This window comes from Pseudomonas sp. TREG-RG-20F-10-E-6-01, from assembly GCF_022662455.1.
Classification (GTDB): domain Bacteria; phylum Pseudomonadota; class Gammaproteobacteria; order Pseudomonadales; family Pseudomonadaceae; genus Aquipseudomonas.
The window spans coordinates 124,725-142,692 of sequence record NZ_JAKNQP010000006.1 but is presented as its reverse complement, the minus strand read 5'-3'; the positions used below and the strand labels follow the sequence as shown (position 1 = coordinate 142,692).

Sequence of the window (17,968 nt, the reverse complement as noted above, 5' to 3'; positions counted from 1 at the left end):
GACAAAAAAATCAATGCCCGCCAGAGGCAAAAAACCGTGAGGCCAATACAGTGATCCAGACCCTGACCCACCTCCCCCATCCCCATGAAGATGGGCCGACACTCGCCAGCCATTTCACCGACCTGGCGCCGCCCCTCAATGCCCGCCAGGCTGCACTTGAAGCCTCGCGCTGCCTGTATTGCTACGACGCGCCGTGCGTAAATGCGTGCCCCAGCGAGATCGACATCCCGTCGTTCATCCGCAATATCCACACTGAAAACGTCCAGGGCGCCGCGCAGAAGATTCTTTCGGCCAACATCCTCGGCGGCAGCTGCGCACGGGTTTGCCCCACCGAAATTCTGTGCCAGCAAGCCTGCGTGCGTAACAACGCCGAAGAATGCGCGCCGGTGCTGATCGGCCTGTTGCAACGCTACGCCATCGACAACGCGCACTTCAGCGAACACCCCTTCCAGCGCGCCGCACCGACCGGCAAGCGCATCGCCGTGGTCGGCGCCGGGCCTGCGGGGTTGGCCTGTGCCCATCGCGCCGCCCTGCACGGCCATGATGTGGTGATTTTCGAAGCGCGAGAAAAGGCCGGCGGCCTGAATGAATACGGGATCGCCAAGTACAAACTGGTGGATGACTTTGCCCAGAAGGAGCTGGATTTCCTGCTCGAGATTGGCGGCATCGAAATCCGCCACGGCCAGCGCCTGGGTGACAACCTGACCTTGAGCGAACTGCACCAGCAATTCGACTCCGTGTTTCTTGGCCTCGGCCTCGCCGCCAGCAAACAGCTCGGCCTGCCACACGAGGACGCTCCGGGCCTGCTTGCCGCCACCGACTACATCCGCGAACTGCGCCAGGCCGACGACCTTAGCCAACTGCCGCTGGCCGACCGCTGCATCGTGCTTGGCGCGGGCAACACCGCCATCGACATGGCCGTGCAAATGGCCCGCCTCGGCGCCCGCGATGTGAACCTGGTGTACCGGCGTGGCTTGGCGGACATGGGCGCCACCCACCATGAGCAGGACATCGCCAAGGCCAATCAGGTGCGCCTGCTGACCTGGGCCCAACCCGAAGAAGTGTTGCTGGATGATCAAGGCCACGTGCGCGGCATGCGCTTCGCTCGCACACGTATGGACAACGGCCGCCTGCACCCTACCGGCGAGACCTTTGAACTGGCTGCCGATGCGATTTTCAAAGCCATCGGTCAGGGCTTCGACAATGAGGCATTGCACGATCCGCTGGCCCAGCAACTGCACCGCGTGGGCGAACGCATCTTTGTTGACGAACACCTGCGCACCAGCATTCCCGGGGTGTACGCCGGCGGCGATTGCGTCAGCCTGGGCCAGGACCTCACCGTGCAGGCGGTACAACACGGCAAGCTGGCGGCTGAAGCCATGCACGCCCAACTCATGCTGAATGTGGAGGCTGCGTAATGGCCGATCTCTCGATTGTGTTCGCCGGTATCAAAGCCCCCAACCCGTTCTGGCTGGCCTCCGCACCGCCCACCGACAAGGCCTACAACGTGGTCCGCGCCTTTGAAGCCGGCTGGGGCGGCGTGGTCTGGAAAACCCTCGGTGAAGACCCGGCGGCGGTCAACGTGTCGTCACGCTATTCCGCGCACTACGGCGCCAACCGTGAAGTATTGGGCATCAACAATATCGAGTTGATCACCGACCGCTCGCTGGAGATCAACCTGCGCGAAATCACCCAGGTGAAAAAGGACTGGCCGGACCGCGCGCTGATTGTGTCGCTGATGGTGCCCTGTGTTGAAGAATCCTGGAAAAACATCCTGCCGCTGGTGGAAGCCACGGGCTGCGACGGCATCGAGCTGAACTTCGGTTGCCCCCACGGCATGCCCGAGCGAGGCATGGGCGCAGCGGTCGGCCAGGTGCCGGAGTACGTGGAACAGGTGACGCGCTGGTGCAAGACGTATTGCTCGCTGCCGGTGATCGTCAAGCTCACGCCAAATATCACCGACATCCGCGTGGCGGCGCGTGCGGCGTATCGCGGCGGTGCGGACGCGGTGTCGCTGATCAATACCATCAACTCCATCACCAGTGTCGACCTTGAGCGCATGGTCGCCCTGCCGGTGGTCGGCACCCAAAGTACCCATGGCGGGTATTGCGGCTCGGCCGTCAAGCCGATCGCGTTGAACATGGTCGCGGAAATCGCCCGCGACCCGCAGACCCAAGGCCTGCCGATTTGCGGGATTGGCGGCATCGGCAACTGGCGCGACGCGGCGGAATTCGTCGCGCTGGGTTGCGGCGCGGTGCAGGTGTGCACGGCGGCCATGTTGCATGGGTTTCGGATTGTGGAAGAGATGAAGGACGGGCTGTCGCGGTGGATGGACAGCCAAGGCTACAAAAGCCTGCAGGAATTTTCCGGGCGCGCGGTGGGCAATACCACCGATTGGAAGTACCTGGATATCAATTATCAGGTGATCGCCAAGATTGACCAGGAAGCCTGCATTGGCTGTGGGCGTTGCCACATTGCCTGTGAGGACACGTCGCACCAGGCTATCGCGAGCTTGAAGCAAGTGGATGGCACGCATAAATACGAGGTGATCGATGATGAGTGCGTGGGCTGCAATCTGTGCCAGATCACCTGCCCGGTGGCCGATTGCATCGAGATGGTGCCGATGGACACGGGCAAGCCGTTTTTGAATTGGACGCAGGACCCACGTAATCCGTATCGGGAGGCTGTGTAGTCCTTTAAACCGCTATCGCAGGCAAGCCAGCTCCCACATTTGATCGGTGAACATATTCAACTGTGGGAGCTGGCTTGCCTGCGATAGGGCCATCAGCCTTCACACAAGCTCAAGGCTCCAACCCAACTGGACCGCCTTACAGCCCACTGCATTCCTTCAGGCAAAATGCGGTCAACTGTGGGAGCTGGCTTGCCTGCGATAGGGCCTTCAGCCTTCGCACAAGGCTTAAGGCTCCAACCCAATCCCGCGCAATATCACCGCGGTCACCGTCTGAATCGCCTTCTCGAACTGCATGTCCGACAACGGCTGGTGATCATTCAGAATCTTCACCTGGTGGTCAAAGTCGGCATAGTGCTGGGTCGATGCCCAGATCATGTACAGCAGGCTCGACGGTTCCACCGGCAGGATGCGTTTGTCCTCCACCCACTGGCGAATTTTCGCTTCTTTCATCTTGGCCCAGTCGTACAGGCTTTCGTCCAGCGCCTCACCGAGCGTCGGCGCGCCGTGGATAATTTCGTTGGCCCAGACTTTCGAGCCATACGGCCGCGTACGCGAGCGCTGCATCTTGGCGCGGATGTAGCTGCTGAGCACCACCCGCGGGTCATCGAAGGTTTCAAAGCTCAGGGCATCCTGCTTCCACACCTCCAGCAGGTCGAACAGCACCGCGCTGTACAGTTCGCTTTTGGTGGTGAAGTAGTAATGCAGGTTGGAGCGTGGCAGTTGCACTTCTTCAGCGATGTCAGCCATGGCGGTGCTGCCGTAGCCTTTTTCAGCGAAGATTTTCTCCGCCGCCAGCAGGATTTTTTCGACGTTGACCCGCCGAATTCCGATCTTGTGATTGCCCATAAGGGCTCCCCGACAACAACATGGCCTCAAGACTACCATCGGCTCTAGATCGCGGCGACAAGGCATAATGAAACTTCTTACGCGAACCTTTCCCCTGCAAAACGGATTGGTTAGGATCGCGATCCCCATGAAGGATCATTGCCATGACTATCCGACCTCGCGTGGCCGCCGACGACCCTGTGCTGGGAGCACTGTGGGAACGCTCGGTGCGGGCCACCCATGACTTCCTCCCCGAGGATGACATCCAGCGTTTACTGCCGCTGGTACGCGACGCTTACCTGCCGATGCCGGCCCTCGACGTTTGGGTCTATGAAGACCAGAACGGCATCGCCGGTTTTATCGGCACCGGCGGGCACAATGTAGAAATGCTGTTTATCGACCCCGATCGCCGTGGCCAGGGTATCGGCCGCCAATTGCTCGACCACGCCCGCGCGCGCCACGACACGCTGACGGTGGATGTAAACGAACAAAACCCGCAGGCCGTGGGCTTCTACCTCCACTATGGTTTCATCCAGGTCGCGCGCTCGCCGCTGGATGGCGAAGGCAAACCCTTTCCCTTGCTGCACATGGCCTTACCGACTCTTTAAACCTGAAGGTATTGAACAATGTTGATCAAGAAAACCCTGACCACCGTCGCCCTGCTCGCCTCCTTGCTGGGCGCCTCGGCGGCCTTTGCCCATGCCCACCTCGAGAGTTCGACACCGGCGGCTGACAGCTCCGTCGCCGCGCCCGCTGACCTGCGCCTGACCTTCACCGAAGGCGTCGAAGCGACGTTCACCAAAGTGTCCCTGAGCAAGGACGGCACCGAAGTCGCGATCAAAGGCCTGGAAACCCCGGACGCCGACAAGAAAGTCCTGGTGGTCACGCCGGCGGCACCGCTGGCCGCCGGCACCTACAAAGTGGAATGGCACGCCGTGTCCGTGGACACCCACAAGAGTGAAGGCAGTTACAGCTTCAAGGTCGGCCAATAACCCATGGCGACCCTGCTGGTGCTGTGCCGCTTCCTGCATTTCATCGTCGTGCTGTTGATGTTCGGGGCCTGTGTGTTCAGGCCCTGGCTGTTGGGCGCTGAACCGCAGCCGGCGCTGGACCGGCAACTGCTGCGCATCACCCGCGCGCTGGCCTGGCTGGGGCTGGGCTCTGGCGTGGCCTGGCTGCTGCTGATCACCGCCAGCATGGCCGGCAGCTGGGACGCGGCCTTGCAACCGGCCACCGTGCAGTTGGTGCTGGGCAAGACCTTTTTCGGCCAGGTGTGGGTCTGGCATCTGTTGCTGAACCTGTTACTGGTGATCGCGCTGATCAAACCCTGGCCGGCCCTGCGCCTGCCATTGACTGCGCTGCTGTTGGCAACGCTGGCGCCGGTCGGCCATGGCGCCATGCTCAATGGCTTGAGCGGGCAATTGCTGATCCTCAACCAGGTGGTGCACCTGGTGTGCGTCGGCGCCTGGCTCGGTGGGCTGCTCGTGCTGGTGCTGATCTTCAGGCAGCCGCAGGGCTATGCGCTGGAGCCGATCCTCAAACGCTTCAGCGGCATGGGTTATGGCCTGGTCGCCGGGTTGCTGGTGACGGGCTTGATCAACGTGCGCGCACTGACCGGGCAACTGTGGCCCACACCGCTGTTCAACGGGTTCGCGCTGATTCTGTTGATCAAAGTGCTGCTGGTGCTGGGCATGTTGGCGCTGGCGTTGCTGAACCGGTTGCGCATTGAGCGCTGCGAAGAACGCCAGGGCAGTTTGAAGGCCAGCGTCATGCTGGAATGGTTACTGGGTGTTTCAGCTGTAGCCGCCGTTTCGCTGCTGGGCACACTGCCGCCGATGGTCATGGCCAACTGAACATCGCTTTTGAAATGCAATCCCTGTGGGCGCTGGCTTGCCTGCGGTGGCATCCACTCGGGGTACCTGATACACCGAGGCGTTTGCATCGAAGGCAAGCCAGCGCCCACATTGACCGTGCCCGCTTTTGATCGGCACACGCGACGTCATCGTACAACTTCCGCTTGACACCCCACGGAAACCCCGTAAATATTCCGCCCAATGTTGTACGACGACGTATAACAAATAATAAAAACAACAAAAGAAAAAGGGAGCTTCTCTGTGAGTCAATTCGCCCGCAATTCCTCCTCGCGTATCGGCCTTATCGGTCTCGGCAGCCTGGCGTTCACCCTGCCCCTCAGCGCACATGCCGATGGTTTTCTCGAAGACGCCAAAGCCTCGCTGAACCTGCGCAACGCCTACTTCAACCGCAACTTCACCAACCCCACTTACCCGCAAGCCAAGGCCGAGGAATGGACGCAAAACTTCATCCTCGATGCCAAATCCGGCTTCACCCAGGGCACCGTGGGCTTTGGGCTCGACGTGCTGGGCCTGTATTCGCAAAAGCTCGATGGCGGCAAAGGCACGGGGGGCACTCAGTTGCTGCCGATCCACAGCGACGGCCGGCCGGCTGACAATTTCGGCCGTCTGGGCGTGGCCCTGAAAACCAAACTGTCGAAGACCGAACTGAAAGTCGGCGAATGGATGCCGGTGCTGCCGATCCTGCGTTCGGACGACGGCCGCTCGCTGCCCCAGACCTTTCGCGGCGGTCAGGTCACGTCCAATGAAATTGCCGGCTTGACGCTCTACGGCGGGCAGTTTCGCGGTAACAGCCCCCGTAATGACGCGAGCATGGAAGACATGTTCATGAACGGTAAGGCCGCGTTCACCTCCGACCGTTTCAACTTTGGCGGCGGCGAGTACAGCTTCAACGACAAGCGCACCCAGGTGGGCGTCTGGTATGCCGAGCTGGCAGATATCTACCAGCAGCAGTATTTCAACCTGACCCACAGCCAGCCGGTAGGCAACTGGACCCTGGGCGCCAACCTCGGTTATTTCACCGGCAAGGAAGACGGCAGCGCCCTGGCCGGCGACCTCGACAACAAGACCGTGTCCGCCCTGCTCTCGGCGCGCTACAACGGCAACACGTTTTATGTCGGCCTGCAAAAACTCACCGGTGACAGCCTGTGGATGCGGGTCAACGGCACCAGCGGCGGCACGCTCGCCAACGACAGTTACAACGCCAGCTACGATAACGCCAAGGAAAAATCCTGGCAGGTGCGCCATGACTTCAACTTTGTGGTGCTCGGCATTCCGGGGCTGACCATGATGAACCGCTATATCAGCGGCAGTAATGTGCACACCGGGGCGATCACCGACGGCAAGGAATGGGGGCGCGAATCGGAACTGGCCTACACCGTGCAGAGCGGCGCACTGAGGGACTTGAACGTGCGGTGGAGGAACTCGACCCTGCGTCGGGACTTCAGCAACAATGAATTCGATGAGAATCGGATTTTTATCAGCTATCCGATTTCGCTGCTGTAAGGCGATGAATGTGGGAGCTGGCTTGCCTGCGATAGCGGTGTATCAGCAAAACATCTGTCAACTGACAGACTGCTATCGCAGGCAAGCCAGTTCCCACGTTTGATCGCACTCGTCAGCAAGGGCGTTGACAAGCCAGGGACGACCTAACGATACTTTTGGCAAGTCATACGACAACCTACAACAACAATGGAACCCTCATGACCACCTCTACCACCACGCCTGTTCCATTCAACCGCCTGTTGCTCACCGGTGCTGCCGGCGGCCTGGGCAAAGTCTTGCGCGAACGCCTGCGCCCTTACGCCCAAGTCCTGCGCCTGTCGGACATCGCCAACATGGCGCCGGCGGCCGACGCATCCGAAGAAGTGCAACCCTGCGACCTTGCCGATAAACAAGCCGTGCACCACCTGGTGGAAGGCGTCGACGCCATCCTGCACTTCGGGGGCGTTTCAGTGGAGCGCTCGTTCGAAGAAGTCCTCGGCGCCAATATCAGCGGCGTGTTCCACATCTACGAAGCCGCTCGCCGCCACGGTGTGAAGCGTGTGATCTTCGCCAGCTCCAACCACGTGATCGGCTTCTACAAGCAAGGCGAAACCCTTGACGCCCGCTCGCCTCGCCGTCCGGACAGTTACTACGGTTTGTCCAAGTCCTATGGCGAAGACATGGCAAGTTTCTACTTCGACCGCTACGGCATCGAGACCGTGAGCATCCGCATCGGCTCCTCGTTCCCCGAACCACAAAACCGCCGGATGATGCACACCTGGCTGAGCTTCGATGACCTCACTCAGTTGCTCGAACGCGCACTGTACACGCCGAACGTCGGTCACACGGTGGTCTACGGCATGTCGGATAACCTCGATACCTGGTGGGACAACCGCTACGCCGCACACTTGGGTTTCACCCCCAAGGACAGCTCCGAAGTGTTCCGCGCGCAAGTCGAAACCCAGCCACCAGTCGCCGCCGATGACCCGGCCAAGGTCTATCAGGGCGGCGCCTTCTGCGCGGCGGGGCCGTTCGGTGACTGACTGCACACCCAAGGGAATGAGTTGCCATGACTGCTGAACTGATTGTTGACGCCCGCAATGCCGTGGGCGAATGCCCGGTGTGGGTGCCTGAGGAAAACGCGCTGTACTGGGTGGACATCCCCAACGGCGGCCTGCAGCGCTGGAGCGCTGCCAGCGGCCACAGTGCCGCCTGGAAAGCCCCGCAGATGCTCGCCTGCATTGCGCGCACCACGGCGGGCAACTGGGTCGCCGGCATGGAAACCGGGTTTTTCCAACTCACGCCACACAATGACGGCAGCCTGGACACCACCGCGCTGGCGAGTGTCGAGCACCCGCGCCCCGACATGCGCCTCAACGACGGCCGCTGTGACCGCCAGGGTCGCTTCTGGGCCGGCAGCATGGTGTTGAACATGGGCCTGAATGCGCCCCAGGGCACGCTCTACCGTTACGCCTGCGGCGCCGCGCCGCATGCCCAGTTGGACGGCTTTATCACCCTCAACGGCCTGGCGTTCAGCCCGGACGGCCGCACGATGTATGCCTCGGACTCACACCCGCTGGTGCAGCAGATCTGGGCCTTCGATTACGACACCGAGACCGGCACGCCCTCCAATCGTCGCGTGTTTGTCGACATGCAGCAGTTTCTCGGTCGCCCCGACGGCGCGGCCGTCGACGCCGACGGCTGCTACTGGATCTGCGCCAACGACGCGGGGCTGATTCATCGCTTTACCCCCGACGGTCGCCTGGACCGTTCCCTCGCCGTGCCGGTGAAAAAACCCACCATGTGCGCCTTTGGCGGCAGCCGCCTGGACACCTTGTTTGTCACCTCGATCCGTGATGACCAGAGTGAACAGTCGCTGTCCGGCGGCGTATTCGCCCTCAACCCCGGCGTCCAAGGACTGCCCGAACCGCGCTTCACCCTCTAGCTGCATTGCTGTGCCTTGAATACAAAAATAACAACACAGGAGTGACATTCCATGGACTTCAAACGCACCTTGCTCGCCGCCACACTCGTTGCCCTCAGCAGCGCCGCCCACGCGCTGGAAATCAAGTTCGCCGACATCCATCCCGCCGGCTACCCCACCGTCGTCGCTGAAGAGAACATGGGCAAAGCCCTGACCCAGCAAAGCAACGGCGAACTGACCTTCAAGTACTTCCCAGGCGGCGTCCTGGGCTCTGAAAAAGAAGTCGTCGAACAGGCCCAGGTCGGCGCGATCCAGATGACCCGGGTCAGCCTCGGCATCGTCGGCCCGGTGGTGCCGGACGTGAACGTGTTCAACCTGCCGTTCGTGTTCCGCGACCAGGCGCACATGCGTAAGGTCATTGATGGCCCGATCGGCGACGAGATCCTCGCCAAGATCACCGACTCCGAATTCGGCCTGGTAGCCTTGGCCTGGATGGACGGCGGCACGCGCAATATCTACACCAAGAAACCGGTGCGTTCGATCGCAGACCTCAAGGGCATGAAGATTCGCGTGCAAGGCAACCCGCTGTTTATCGACGCCTTCAATGAAATGGGCGCCAACGGCATTGCCATGGACACCGGCGAGATTTTCAGCGCATTGCAGACCGGCGTGATTGACGGCGCGGAAAACAACCCGCCAACCCTGCTGGAGCACAACCACTTCCAGAACGCCAAGTTCTACACCCTCACCGAACACCTGATCCTGCCCGAACCCATCGTGATGTCGAAAATCACCTGGAACAAACTCACCCCCGCGCAACAGGACATGGTGAAAAACGCCGCCAAGGTTGCCCAGGCCGATGAGCGCGTGCTGTGGGACGCCAAGTCCGCCAGCAGCGAAACCAAGCTCAAGGCCGCCGGCGTCGAGTTCATCACCGTCGACAAAAAGCCCTTCTATGAGGCCACCGCGCCCGTTCGCGCGAAGTACGGCGCAGCTTACGCCGACATCATCGAGCGCATCGACGCCGTCGAGTAAGCCCCCTCCTCCTCTTAGCTAGGCCCGGCGCGGTCCGCACTGACGTGCCCGGTTACGGTGAACGCCATGAAGAATCGACTGCTGCGCTTCAACGACCGCCTCTACATGACCTGCATCTGGGTCGCCGGCCTCTCGGTATTAGGCGTCGCGCTGATCATCCCCTGGGGCATTTTCGCCCGCTACATTCTCGGCACAGGCGCAAGCTGGCCAGAGCCCAGCGCCATCCTGCTGATGCTGGTGTTTACCTTTATCGGCGCCGCCGCCAGCTACCGCGCCGGGGCGCATATGTCGGTGGCCATGATCACCGACCGCCTGCCGCCGCGCCAACGCCAACTCGTCGGCATCGTCTCGCAACTGTTGATGGCGACCATCTGCCTGTTCATGACCATTTGGGGCAGCAAGTTATGCCTGTCCACCTGGAACCAGTTCATGAGCGCCATCCCCACGCTGCGCGTGGGCATCACCTATATGCCGATCCCGATTGGCGGCTTGCTGACTCTGGTGTTCGTGCTGGAGAAACTCCTGCTCGGCGACCAGAGCCACCGACGCGTGGTGCGCTTTGACCTGGTTGAAGAAAGCGAAGGGGCTGCCTGACATGGACGCATTGATTCTGTTGGGCAGCTTTATCGCGTTGATCCTGATCGGCATGCCGGTCGCTTACGCCCTGGGGCTGTCGGCGCTGATCGGCGCGTGGTGGATCGACATTCCGTTCCAGGCCTTGATGATTCAGGTGGCCGGCGGGGTGAACAAGTTTTCGCTGATGGCGATTCCGTTCTTCGTGCTCGCCGGGGCGATCATGGCCGAAGGCGGCATGTCGCGCCGGCTGGTGGCGTTTGCCGGCGTGCTGGTGGGCTTTGTGCGCGGCGGCCTGTCGTTGGTCAACATCATGGCCTCGACGTTTTTCGGCGCCATTTCCGGCTCATCAGTGGCAGACACCGCCTCGGTCGGGTCGGTGCTGATTCCGGAAATGGAACGGCGCGGATACCCCAGGGAGTTCGCCACGGCAGTGACCATCAGCGGCTCGGTGCAGGCGCTGCTGACCCCGCCCAGCCACAACTCGGTGCTCTATTCCCTGGCGGCCGGCGGCACGGTGTCGATCGCTTCGCTGTTCATGGCCGGCGTGGTCCCGGGCCTGCTGATGAGCGCGTGCCTGATGGTGCTGTGCCTGATCTTCGCGAAGAAACGCGACTACCCCAAAGGTGAAGTCATCCCGCTCAAGCAGGCGCTGAAAATCTGCGCCGACGCGCTGTGGGGCCTGATGGCGATGGTGATCATTCTTGGCGGCATCCTCTCGGGCATTTTCACCGCCACCGAGTCCGCCGCGATTGCCGTGCTGTGGGCGTTTTTCGTGACCATGTTCATTTACCGCGACTACAAATGGCGCGAGCTGCCCAAGCTGATGCACCGCACGGTGCGCACCATCTCCATCGTGATGATCCTGATCGCCTTCGCCGCCAGCTTCGGCTACATCATGACCCTGATGCAGATCCCGGCGAAGATCACCACGATGTTCCTGACCCTGTCGGACAACCGCTACGTGATCCTGATGTGCATCAACATGATGCTGTTGTTGCTCGGCACTGTGATGGACATGGCGCCGCTGATCCTCATCCTTACGCCCATCCTGCTGCCGGTGATTCTGGGCATCGGCGTCGACCCGGTGCACTTCGGCATGATCATGCTGGTGAACCTGGGCATCGGCCTGATTACCCCGCCAGTGGGCGCGGTGCTGTTTGTCGGCGCGGCGGTGGGCAAGGTCAGCATCGAGAAAACCGTGAAGGCCCTGCTGCCGTTTTATGGCGTGCTGTTTCTGGTGCTGATGGCCGTCACCTACATCCCGGCGCTGTCGCTGTGGCTGCCGGCCCTGGTGCTGTAACCCTTTCTCCGAGGCCGAGGTTCAACTGTGGGCGCAGGCTTGCCAGCGTCCACAAATCACCTCTGTGTTGGTTCATTCATGCGGCGGGACACCCATGCCTTCAGACTTGATCGAGCTCAGCGACCCACTCACCCACCTCACCCTGGCCCCGGCCCTGGGTGGCAGCATCGTCAATTGGACAGTGCGCGCCACCGGGCAGCCGTTGTTGCGACACAGTGACGAGCACGCGGTAAATACCGGTTTACCCGGCAAGTTGGGGTGCTACCCGTTGGCGCCCTGGTCCAACCGAATCGCCCAAGGCGGTTTCGATAACCCCGACGGCTGGCTGGCGCTGACAGCCAACAGCCTGACCGATCCGTTGCCGATTCACGGCTCGGCCTGGCAACAGGCGTGGCACGTGGTCAGTCAGGCGGCGGATGAAGTGGTGCTGGCGCTGCGGTGCGACACACCATTCGCTTATCGCGCCGAACAGCGCTTTGCCTTGCGCGACGGTGAGCTGAGCATTGGGTTGCGCGTGACGCATCTGGCCGAACAGGCGGCGTGGCATGGCTTGGGGTTGCACCCTTACTTGCCGCGTACGCCGGGCACGCGGTTGCAGGCCAAGGCTGGGCAGGTGTGGATGAGCGATGCCTCAAAGCTGCCCACAGGATTGGCGCCGGTGCCGCAGGCCTGGGATTTCAGTACATTGAACACCCTGCCCGAAGGCCTGGTGGACAATGGGTTCTGCCAGTGGGACGGGCATTGCCGGATCGAGCAGCCGGCGTTGGGCTATACCCTGGAATGCCGGGCGACCGGGGCGGATTACTTCCTGCTGTATTGCCCGCCGGGGTTGGCATTCTTTTGCATTGAGCCGGTGAGCCATCCGGTGAATGCGCATCACCTGCCCGGCAGGCCGGGGCTGAGGTTATTGGAGCAAGGCCAGTCGACCCAACTCGATTTCACCCTCACATACAGTGCCCATGGGGACGCGGGCTTGCTCGCGAAAGCGGTGGGTCGGTAACCACGCGCTTTTCTGGCACTGCGCTTTTGCGAGCGCGGCCGCGTCCACAGGGTGATCTGTGCTGTGTCAGGGCGGAGTGTTTTTCAGGCGCCCCGCCGTGTCGATACTCACCACCACCGATAACCCCGGCCGCAGGCGCTCGCTCTCGGCCTGACCCGGGTCAACGGTGATCCGCACCGGCACGCGCTGGGCGATCTTCACAAAGTTGCCAGTGGCGTTGTCCGCCTGCAACAGGCTGAATTCCGAGCCGGTCGCCGGGGAAATATGCTGCACCGTGCCGTGAAACTTGCGGTGGTTCAGCGCATCCACCGTGAAGGTTACCGGCTGGCCCACCTGCACATTGTCCATCTGGGTTTCTTTCATGTTGGCGATCACCCACAGCTGGGGCGGCACCAATGCCATCAACTGCGCACCGGAGTTGACGAAGGCGCCCAGGCGCACGCCGATCTGCCCGAGCTGGCCGTCACGCGGCGCGAGGATGCGGGTGTTGGACAGGTCAATGCGCGCCAGCTCCACTGCGGCGTCGGCGCTGGCCACGGCGGCCTCCAGTGAACCGCGGTTGACGATCACGGTTTGCAGGTCCTGCCGGGCGATTTCCAGGCTGGCCTGGGCCTGGGCCACGGCGGCGATGGTCTGCGCGTTGGCGGCGCGCGTCACGTCCAGTTCACGCTTGGACACCGAGCCATCGCTGATCAGCTCCTCGTTACGGCGCAAGTCAGCGGTACTTTTACGCGCCTGGGCCTGGCTGTCGACCAGCGCGGCCTGGCGCAGCTTGATGGTGGCTTCGGCGCTGTTGCGTTGCTGCACCACGTTGGCCAACGAGGCTTTCTGCACCGCCAGTTGCGCCAGCGCCTGGTCGAGGCGCTGCTTGTAGATGCGATCATCCAGGCGCACCAGCAGGTCGCCGGCCTTGACGAACTGGAAGTCCTGCACCGGCACTTCATACACATAGCCGCTCAGTTGCGGGCCGATAATCGTCACCTGGCCGCGCACCAGTGCGTTTTCAGTGCTCTCCACGGCGCTGCTGAAGGGCGGCAATTGCCAGGCATACAACACGATCAGCACGCCGACGATGGCAATCGCGGCAAAGCCCAACGATGAGATGATGCGCACCCGCAGTGAGCGTGGCTCAGTTGCGGTTGCTCCCGGTGGAGCAGTGCCTTCCGGGGTGGAGGCGATGGCGTTGGTGGTGGTCGTGGTTGTTTCGGTCATGAAGTAACGCCGCTGGGTTGAACGGGAGGGGCTGCTGCCTTGGTGGTGCTCATCAGCCACAGACTGCGGATGAAGATCCAGAGCATGGTGAGAATCGCGATGATCGCAATCAACATGAACACATCGTTGTAGGCCATCACATTCGCCTCACGCGTGGCCGCCGTGGCCAGGCTGCGAATGCCCATCAGGTTGCGCAATTGCGGGTCGGCGATGACACCGCCATACGCCGAACCGCCGCTCTGCACCCGCGCAGCCACACGCGGGTCCAGTAAGGTCAGGTGTTCGACGATCATGCTGGAGTGATACTTCTCGCGCACGATCTGGAAAGTGCCCAGCAACGCTGCGCCTATCAGGCCGCCGAGGTTCTGGCAGATGCCGAACATCACCGAAAAACTCACCAGGTTGCGCGGGTTGGTCAGCACGTTGCGCGTGCCCAGTACCATGGTCGGCCCCAGAAAGAAGGTGCCGCCAAAGCCTAGCAGGAACTGGCTGATATACAGGTTCTGTGGACGGGTCAGGTTGCTTGAGAAGCTGTCCATCACCGAGCCGGTGGCCATCAGCGCCAGGGAGATGATCAAGGGCATCAACAAGTGCGCCGGGTTGATCGTCAGCGCACTGACCACCAGCCCGGCAATCGCCCCGGCCAACATCACCACGTACAGCGTGTGCATCTGCTGGTAGCTCATGTTCAACATTTGCATGAAGCCCACGGCGCCAGTGGATTGCTCCGACAACACCATGCGAATCAATACCACGGCCAGGGCCAGGCGAATCATCACCCCACTGCCCAGCCAACGGGTCATCAGCAACGGATTGGTGCGGTTATGCTCGATGGCCAGGCCGGCCATGATCAGCACCAGGGAACAGGCCGACGCCACGCCGATCCACGGGGCTTCCAGCCACCAGTCGATACGCCCCAGCGACAGCACCGCGCACAGCAGCGCCACGCCGGTGGCGAGGATGCCGAAGGTGAGGAAGTCGAGTTTTTCAAAGGTCTTGAAGCGATCGCCCGGCGGCAGTTTGAGCAGGAAGACGCAACCCAGGCAGATCAGCGCCATGCCCAGTTCGAACAGGTACAGCCCGCGCCACTCGGCAATTTGCAGCAGGTCTTCAGAAAACAACCGCGCCAGCGGCAGTGCCAGCTGTGCGGTGCCCAGGCCGAGCACCAGGGCTTTCATGCGCCACTTGGCCGGGAACGCCTGGATCATGTAGTACAAACCCAGCGAACTCAGCGCCGCGCCCACCATACCGTGAGCCGCCCGCACCGCGATGGCGGAGCTGAGGTCGTTGACGAACAAGTGGCCAAAGGTGACCAGCGCATACAGCACCAGAAACACTTCGGTAAACGCGCGCAGGCCGAACTGCTGGCGAAACTTCACCAGCAGCAGGTTCATGCACACGTTGGTCATCACATAGGCGGCGGGCAGCCAGGCCATCTCAGCGGTGGTCGCGCCCAAGGCGCCTTGCAGGTATTGCAGGTTGGCGATCACCAGCGCGTTGCCCAGCCCACCAGTGATTGCCACCAGCACGCCGACCATTGCAAACAGCCAGCGCTTGGGCGTGGAGTGCAGCGGCGTCGACGGCGAGCCGGGCAGGCTCGGTCGCTCGTGGGGCTGCCAGGTGTGGGGGGTGTATTTGTCCATTCGGTGGCCTTGATAAGCCGACGTGCAAGGTCGGTGAATCCATTACTCAGGGAGTAGTAAACCTGAGAGACGTGCATCTTGCCATGTCAGGGCAGCAATTGAACGCTTGAACGGGCACGCTCAAAACGGTGGGAAGCAGGCTTGTTGTGGCGAGCGGGCTTGCCCCGCGTAGGGGCGCGAAGCGGCCCTTGATGCTGACGACGCGATTTTTTTGAGAACTGGGGTGACTTTCTGGGGCTGCTGCGCAGCCCAACGCGGGGCAAGCCCGCTCGCCACGCAGGATTGTGGCGTCTCTGGACAGTTTCAACTTCAGGTCAGAGCGCGGCCTTGAGCAGCATGCCGGCGGCCACTACCACACACAGGCTGGCAAAGCCGACTTGCAGGGTGCGCGCCTTGATCACCGAACACAGGCGCCGCCCAATCAGCATGCCGACGATGCTCGCGCCGATAAACACCCAGCCCACAGGCTCGATGCTCACCCCAGCATGAAACGCACCCGCGACGCCGATCAGCGAGATCAGGCTGATCACCATCAACGAGGTGGCGACGATGCCGCGCATTTGCACATCGGTGAGCTGCTTGAACGCCGGCACGATCAGAAAGCCGCCACCCACGCCGAGCAAACCCGACACGGCACCGGTCACCGCGCCGAGGGCGGCCAACGTGGCGCTGCACTTGGCCGTCCAGGCCAAGCGGCCTGTCTGCTGATCAAGCATGCAGTTCTTCTGGCCCCACGATGCGGCGCCATGATCGCTGGGCCCGGCCTCGACCTTTTCGCGCTGCAACATGCGCCAGGCGACCAGCACCATCAATGCGCTGAACAGCCCCATCAGCACGGGCTCCGGCAGTTGATGGGCGAAAAATACACCCAGGGGCGAAAACACTGCGCCGAGCAAGGCGATCAATAAGGCCGCGCGGTAACGCACCAGACCATGGCGCAAGCCGTCGATTGCGCCGACCGCCGCCGCCGCGCCCACCGCGAGCAATGACACCGGCGCCGCCTGGGTCATCGTCAAGCCCAACCCCAATACCAGCGCCGGCACCCCAAGGATGCCGCCGCCCGCGCCCGTGAGGCCCATGACCAGGCCCATCAACATGCCCAACACGCTTGCCAGCAGCATTTAATCCACCTTGCTCAGACGGGTCAGCCACTCGCGGCCCTTGAGCATGCCGTTCCAGTAGAACCACGGCAGCAGCGTGGCCTTGAGAAACCACATCGAACGGCGCGCCCGGGTCGGGTCCAGTGGGAAGGTCGGCAGCAGTTTGCCGCCGTAGCCGAACTCGGCCAGCACCACCTTGCCCTTCTCCACCGTCAGCGGGCAGGAACCATAGCCGTCGTACTTGAGCGGCAGCGGCGCCTGTTTGCGCAGGGCCAGCAGGTTTTCAGCGACCACCACGATCTGTTTGCGCACAGCGGCAGCGGTCTTGGCATTGGTGGTGCCGCACACATCGCCCAGGCCAAAGACGTGTGGGTAACGCAGGTGTTGCAGGCTGTGGGGGTTCACTTCACACCAGCCGGCGGCGTCGGCCAGCGGGCTTTGGCGGATAAAGTCCGGGGAGACTTGCGGCGGGACCACGTGCAACAGGTCGAAGGATTTCTCTTCAACCGTGAGCGTGCCCGCCGCGTCTTTTACCTCGAACCAGGCCTTGCGTGCCGGGCCATCAACCTTGACCAGGTTGGAGTTGAACGCCAGGCGCGCACGGTATTTTTCGACGTATTTCATCAACGGCGGCACAAAGGTCGCGACGCCAAACAGCGCGGCGCCCGCGAGATCGAATTCGACGTCGATGTTTTTCAGGTGGCCTTGTTTGAGCCAGTGATCGCAGGACAGGTACATCGCCTTTTGCGGCGCCCCCGCGCATTTGATCGGCATGGCCGGCTGGGTAAAGATCGCCTTGCCGCCCTTGAGCTGCTGCACCAGTTGCCAGGTGTAGGCGGCGTGCTCGTAGCTGTAATTGGAGGTCACGCCGTTTTGGCCCAAGGTGTCTTGCAGGCCTTCGATCTTTTCCCAGGCCAGGCGCAGGCCGGGGCACACGATCAGGTTGTTCCAGGTGACGCGCTGGCCGCTGTCGAGCACCAGGGTCTGCGCCTCGGGCAGCAGTTCGGTGACCGCGGCCTGCACCCAGGTGACGCCATTGGGCAGTACGTCGGCGAGTGAGCGCCGGGTCTTTTTGACGTCGTAGGCGCCGCCGCCCACCAGGGTCCAGGCCGGCTGGTAGCAGTGAAATTCGCTCGGTTCGATCAGGGTGATGTTCAGGTGCGGGTCACGTTTGAGCAGGCTGGCCAGCAGGCCGATGCCCGCCGAACCGCCGCCGATGACTACGATATCGCCACTGATGGTAGGGCCACAGTGTTGGTCATTCATGGTCAATCGCCTTTCTTTTACATGCACACAAGGGTCGCT

Annotated in this window: 17 protein-coding genes; 12 read left to right on the top strand and 5 right to left on the bottom strand. The window is 62.0% G+C overall.

Going from position 1 to position 17,968, the window contains the following annotated elements; genetic code table 11:
- Nucleotides 1-50: 50 nt before the first annotated feature.
- Together L8K08_RS18740 and preA are read left to right on the top strand one after the other, a co-directional pair.
- Nucleotides 51-1,418 carry an NAD(P)-dependent oxidoreductase gene (locus L8K08_RS18740; protein WP_242199307.1) on the top strand — a complete coding sequence of 456 codons (1,368 nt, stop codon included), beginning with the start codon at nucleotides 51-53 and terminating at the stop codon, nucleotides 1,416-1,418.
- Nucleotides 1,418-2,692 (top strand): NAD-dependent dihydropyrimidine dehydrogenase subunit PreA, encoded by a 1,275-nt coding sequence (gene preA / locus L8K08_RS18735; RefSeq protein WP_145163767.1) that lies wholly within the window; start codon nucleotides 1,418-1,420, stop codon nucleotides 2,690-2,692. The genes L8K08_RS18740 and preA overlap by 1 nt, the downstream gene beginning before the upstream one ends.
- A gap of 225 nt (nucleotides 2,693-2,917) precedes the next feature.
- Here preA and L8K08_RS18730 read toward each other — a convergent pair whose 3' ends face one another.
- Nucleotides 2,918-3,538 carry a TetR/AcrR family transcriptional regulator gene (locus tag L8K08_RS18730; RefSeq protein ID WP_145163765.1) on the bottom strand — a complete coding sequence of 207 codons (621 nt, stop codon included), beginning with the start codon at nucleotides 3,536-3,538 and terminating at the stop codon, nucleotides 2,918-2,920.
- A 143-nt stretch (nucleotides 3,539-3,681) separates the two neighbouring features.
- Between L8K08_RS18730 and L8K08_RS18725 the strand changes: the two genes are divergently transcribed.
- From L8K08_RS18725 to L8K08_RS18680, 10 genes are all read left to right on the top strand, one after another.
- Nucleotides 3,682-4,125: a GNAT family N-acetyltransferase gene (locus tag L8K08_RS18725; RefSeq protein WP_242199306.1), complete on the top strand. Its 444-nt coding sequence runs from the start codon at nucleotides 3,682-3,684 to the stop codon at nucleotides 4,123-4,125.
- A gap of 18 nt (nucleotides 4,126-4,143) precedes the next feature.
- A complete protein-coding gene (gene copC, locus L8K08_RS18720) occupies nucleotides 4,144-4,509 on the top strand; it encodes a copper homeostasis periplasmic binding protein CopC (RefSeq protein WP_242199305.1) in 366 nt (121 codons plus the stop codon).
- A 3-nt stretch (nucleotides 4,510-4,512) separates the two neighbouring features.
- Nucleotides 4,513-5,370: a copper homeostasis membrane protein CopD gene (gene copD, locus L8K08_RS18715; protein ID WP_242199304.1), complete on the top strand. Its 858-nt coding sequence runs from the start codon at nucleotides 4,513-4,515 to the stop codon at nucleotides 5,368-5,370.
- A 261-nt stretch (nucleotides 5,371-5,631) separates the two neighbouring features.
- A complete protein-coding gene (locus L8K08_RS18710) occupies nucleotides 5,632-6,894 on the top strand; it encodes an OprD family porin (RefSeq protein WP_242199303.1) in 1,263 nt (420 codons plus the stop codon).
- A gap of 197 nt (nucleotides 6,895-7,091) precedes the next feature.
- Entirely contained in the window at nucleotides 7,092-7,916 is an 825-nt protein-coding gene (locus L8K08_RS18705; protein ID WP_145163752.1) for an NAD(P)-dependent oxidoreductase, read from the top strand.
- Nucleotides 7,917-7,942: 26 nt separating this feature from the next.
- On the top strand, nucleotides 7,943-8,818 hold the full coding sequence (locus tag L8K08_RS18700; protein ID WP_242199302.1) for an SMP-30/gluconolactonase/LRE family protein: 876 nt from the start codon (nucleotides 7,943-7,945) through the stop codon (nucleotides 8,816-8,818).
- Nucleotides 8,819-8,869: 51 nt separating this feature from the next.
- Nucleotides 8,870-9,832: a TRAP transporter substrate-binding protein gene (locus tag L8K08_RS18695; protein WP_242199301.1), complete on the top strand. Its 963-nt coding sequence runs from the start codon at nucleotides 8,870-8,872 to the stop codon at nucleotides 9,830-9,832.
- 66 nt (nucleotides 9,833-9,898) lie between these two features.
- Complete coding sequence (locus tag L8K08_RS18690; protein ID WP_145163746.1) at nucleotides 9,899-10,426, top strand: TRAP transporter small permease; 528 nt, start codon at nucleotides 9,899-9,901, stop codon at nucleotides 10,424-10,426.
- Nucleotide 10,427: 1 nt separating this feature from the next.
- Nucleotides 10,428-11,708: a TRAP transporter large permease gene (locus L8K08_RS18685; protein ID WP_242199300.1), complete on the top strand. Its 1,281-nt coding sequence runs from the start codon at nucleotides 10,428-10,430 to the stop codon at nucleotides 11,706-11,708.
- Nucleotides 11,709-11,802: 94 nt separating this feature from the next.
- Nucleotides 11,803-12,708: an aldose 1-epimerase gene (locus L8K08_RS18680; protein ID WP_242199298.1), complete on the top strand. Its 906-nt coding sequence runs from the start codon at nucleotides 11,803-11,805 to the stop codon at nucleotides 12,706-12,708.
- 66 nt (nucleotides 12,709-12,774) lie between these two features.
- Here the strand turns inward: L8K08_RS18680 and L8K08_RS18675 are convergent, their stop codons facing one another.
- The 4 genes from L8K08_RS18675 to L8K08_RS18660 all read right to left on the bottom strand — a co-directional run bounded on the left by L8K08_RS18675 (nucleotide 12,775) and on the right by L8K08_RS18660 (nucleotide 17,929).
- Complete coding sequence (locus tag L8K08_RS18675) at nucleotides 12,775-13,920, bottom strand: HlyD family secretion protein (RefSeq protein WP_242199297.1); 1,146 nt, start codon at nucleotides 13,918-13,920, stop codon at nucleotides 12,775-12,777.
- Nucleotides 13,917-15,563 carry an MFS transporter gene (locus L8K08_RS18670; protein WP_145163740.1) on the bottom strand — a complete coding sequence of 549 codons (1,647 nt, stop codon included), beginning with the start codon at nucleotides 15,561-15,563 and terminating at the stop codon, nucleotides 13,917-13,919. Before L8K08_RS18670 ends, L8K08_RS18675 begins: the two co-directional genes overlap by 4 nt.
- Nucleotides 15,564-15,877: 314 nt before the next feature.
- The gene (locus tag L8K08_RS18665) at nucleotides 15,878-16,684 is read right to left on the bottom strand and encodes a sulfite exporter TauE/SafE family protein (RefSeq protein ID WP_242199296.1); all 807 of its coding nucleotides are present in this window, start codon (nucleotides 16,682-16,684) and stop codon (nucleotides 15,878-15,880) included.
- Complete coding sequence (locus L8K08_RS18660; protein ID WP_242199295.1) at nucleotides 16,685-17,929, bottom strand: FAD/NAD(P)-binding oxidoreductase; 1,245 nt, start codon at nucleotides 17,927-17,929, stop codon at nucleotides 16,685-16,687.
- Nucleotides 17,930-17,968 lie beyond the last annotated feature (39 nt).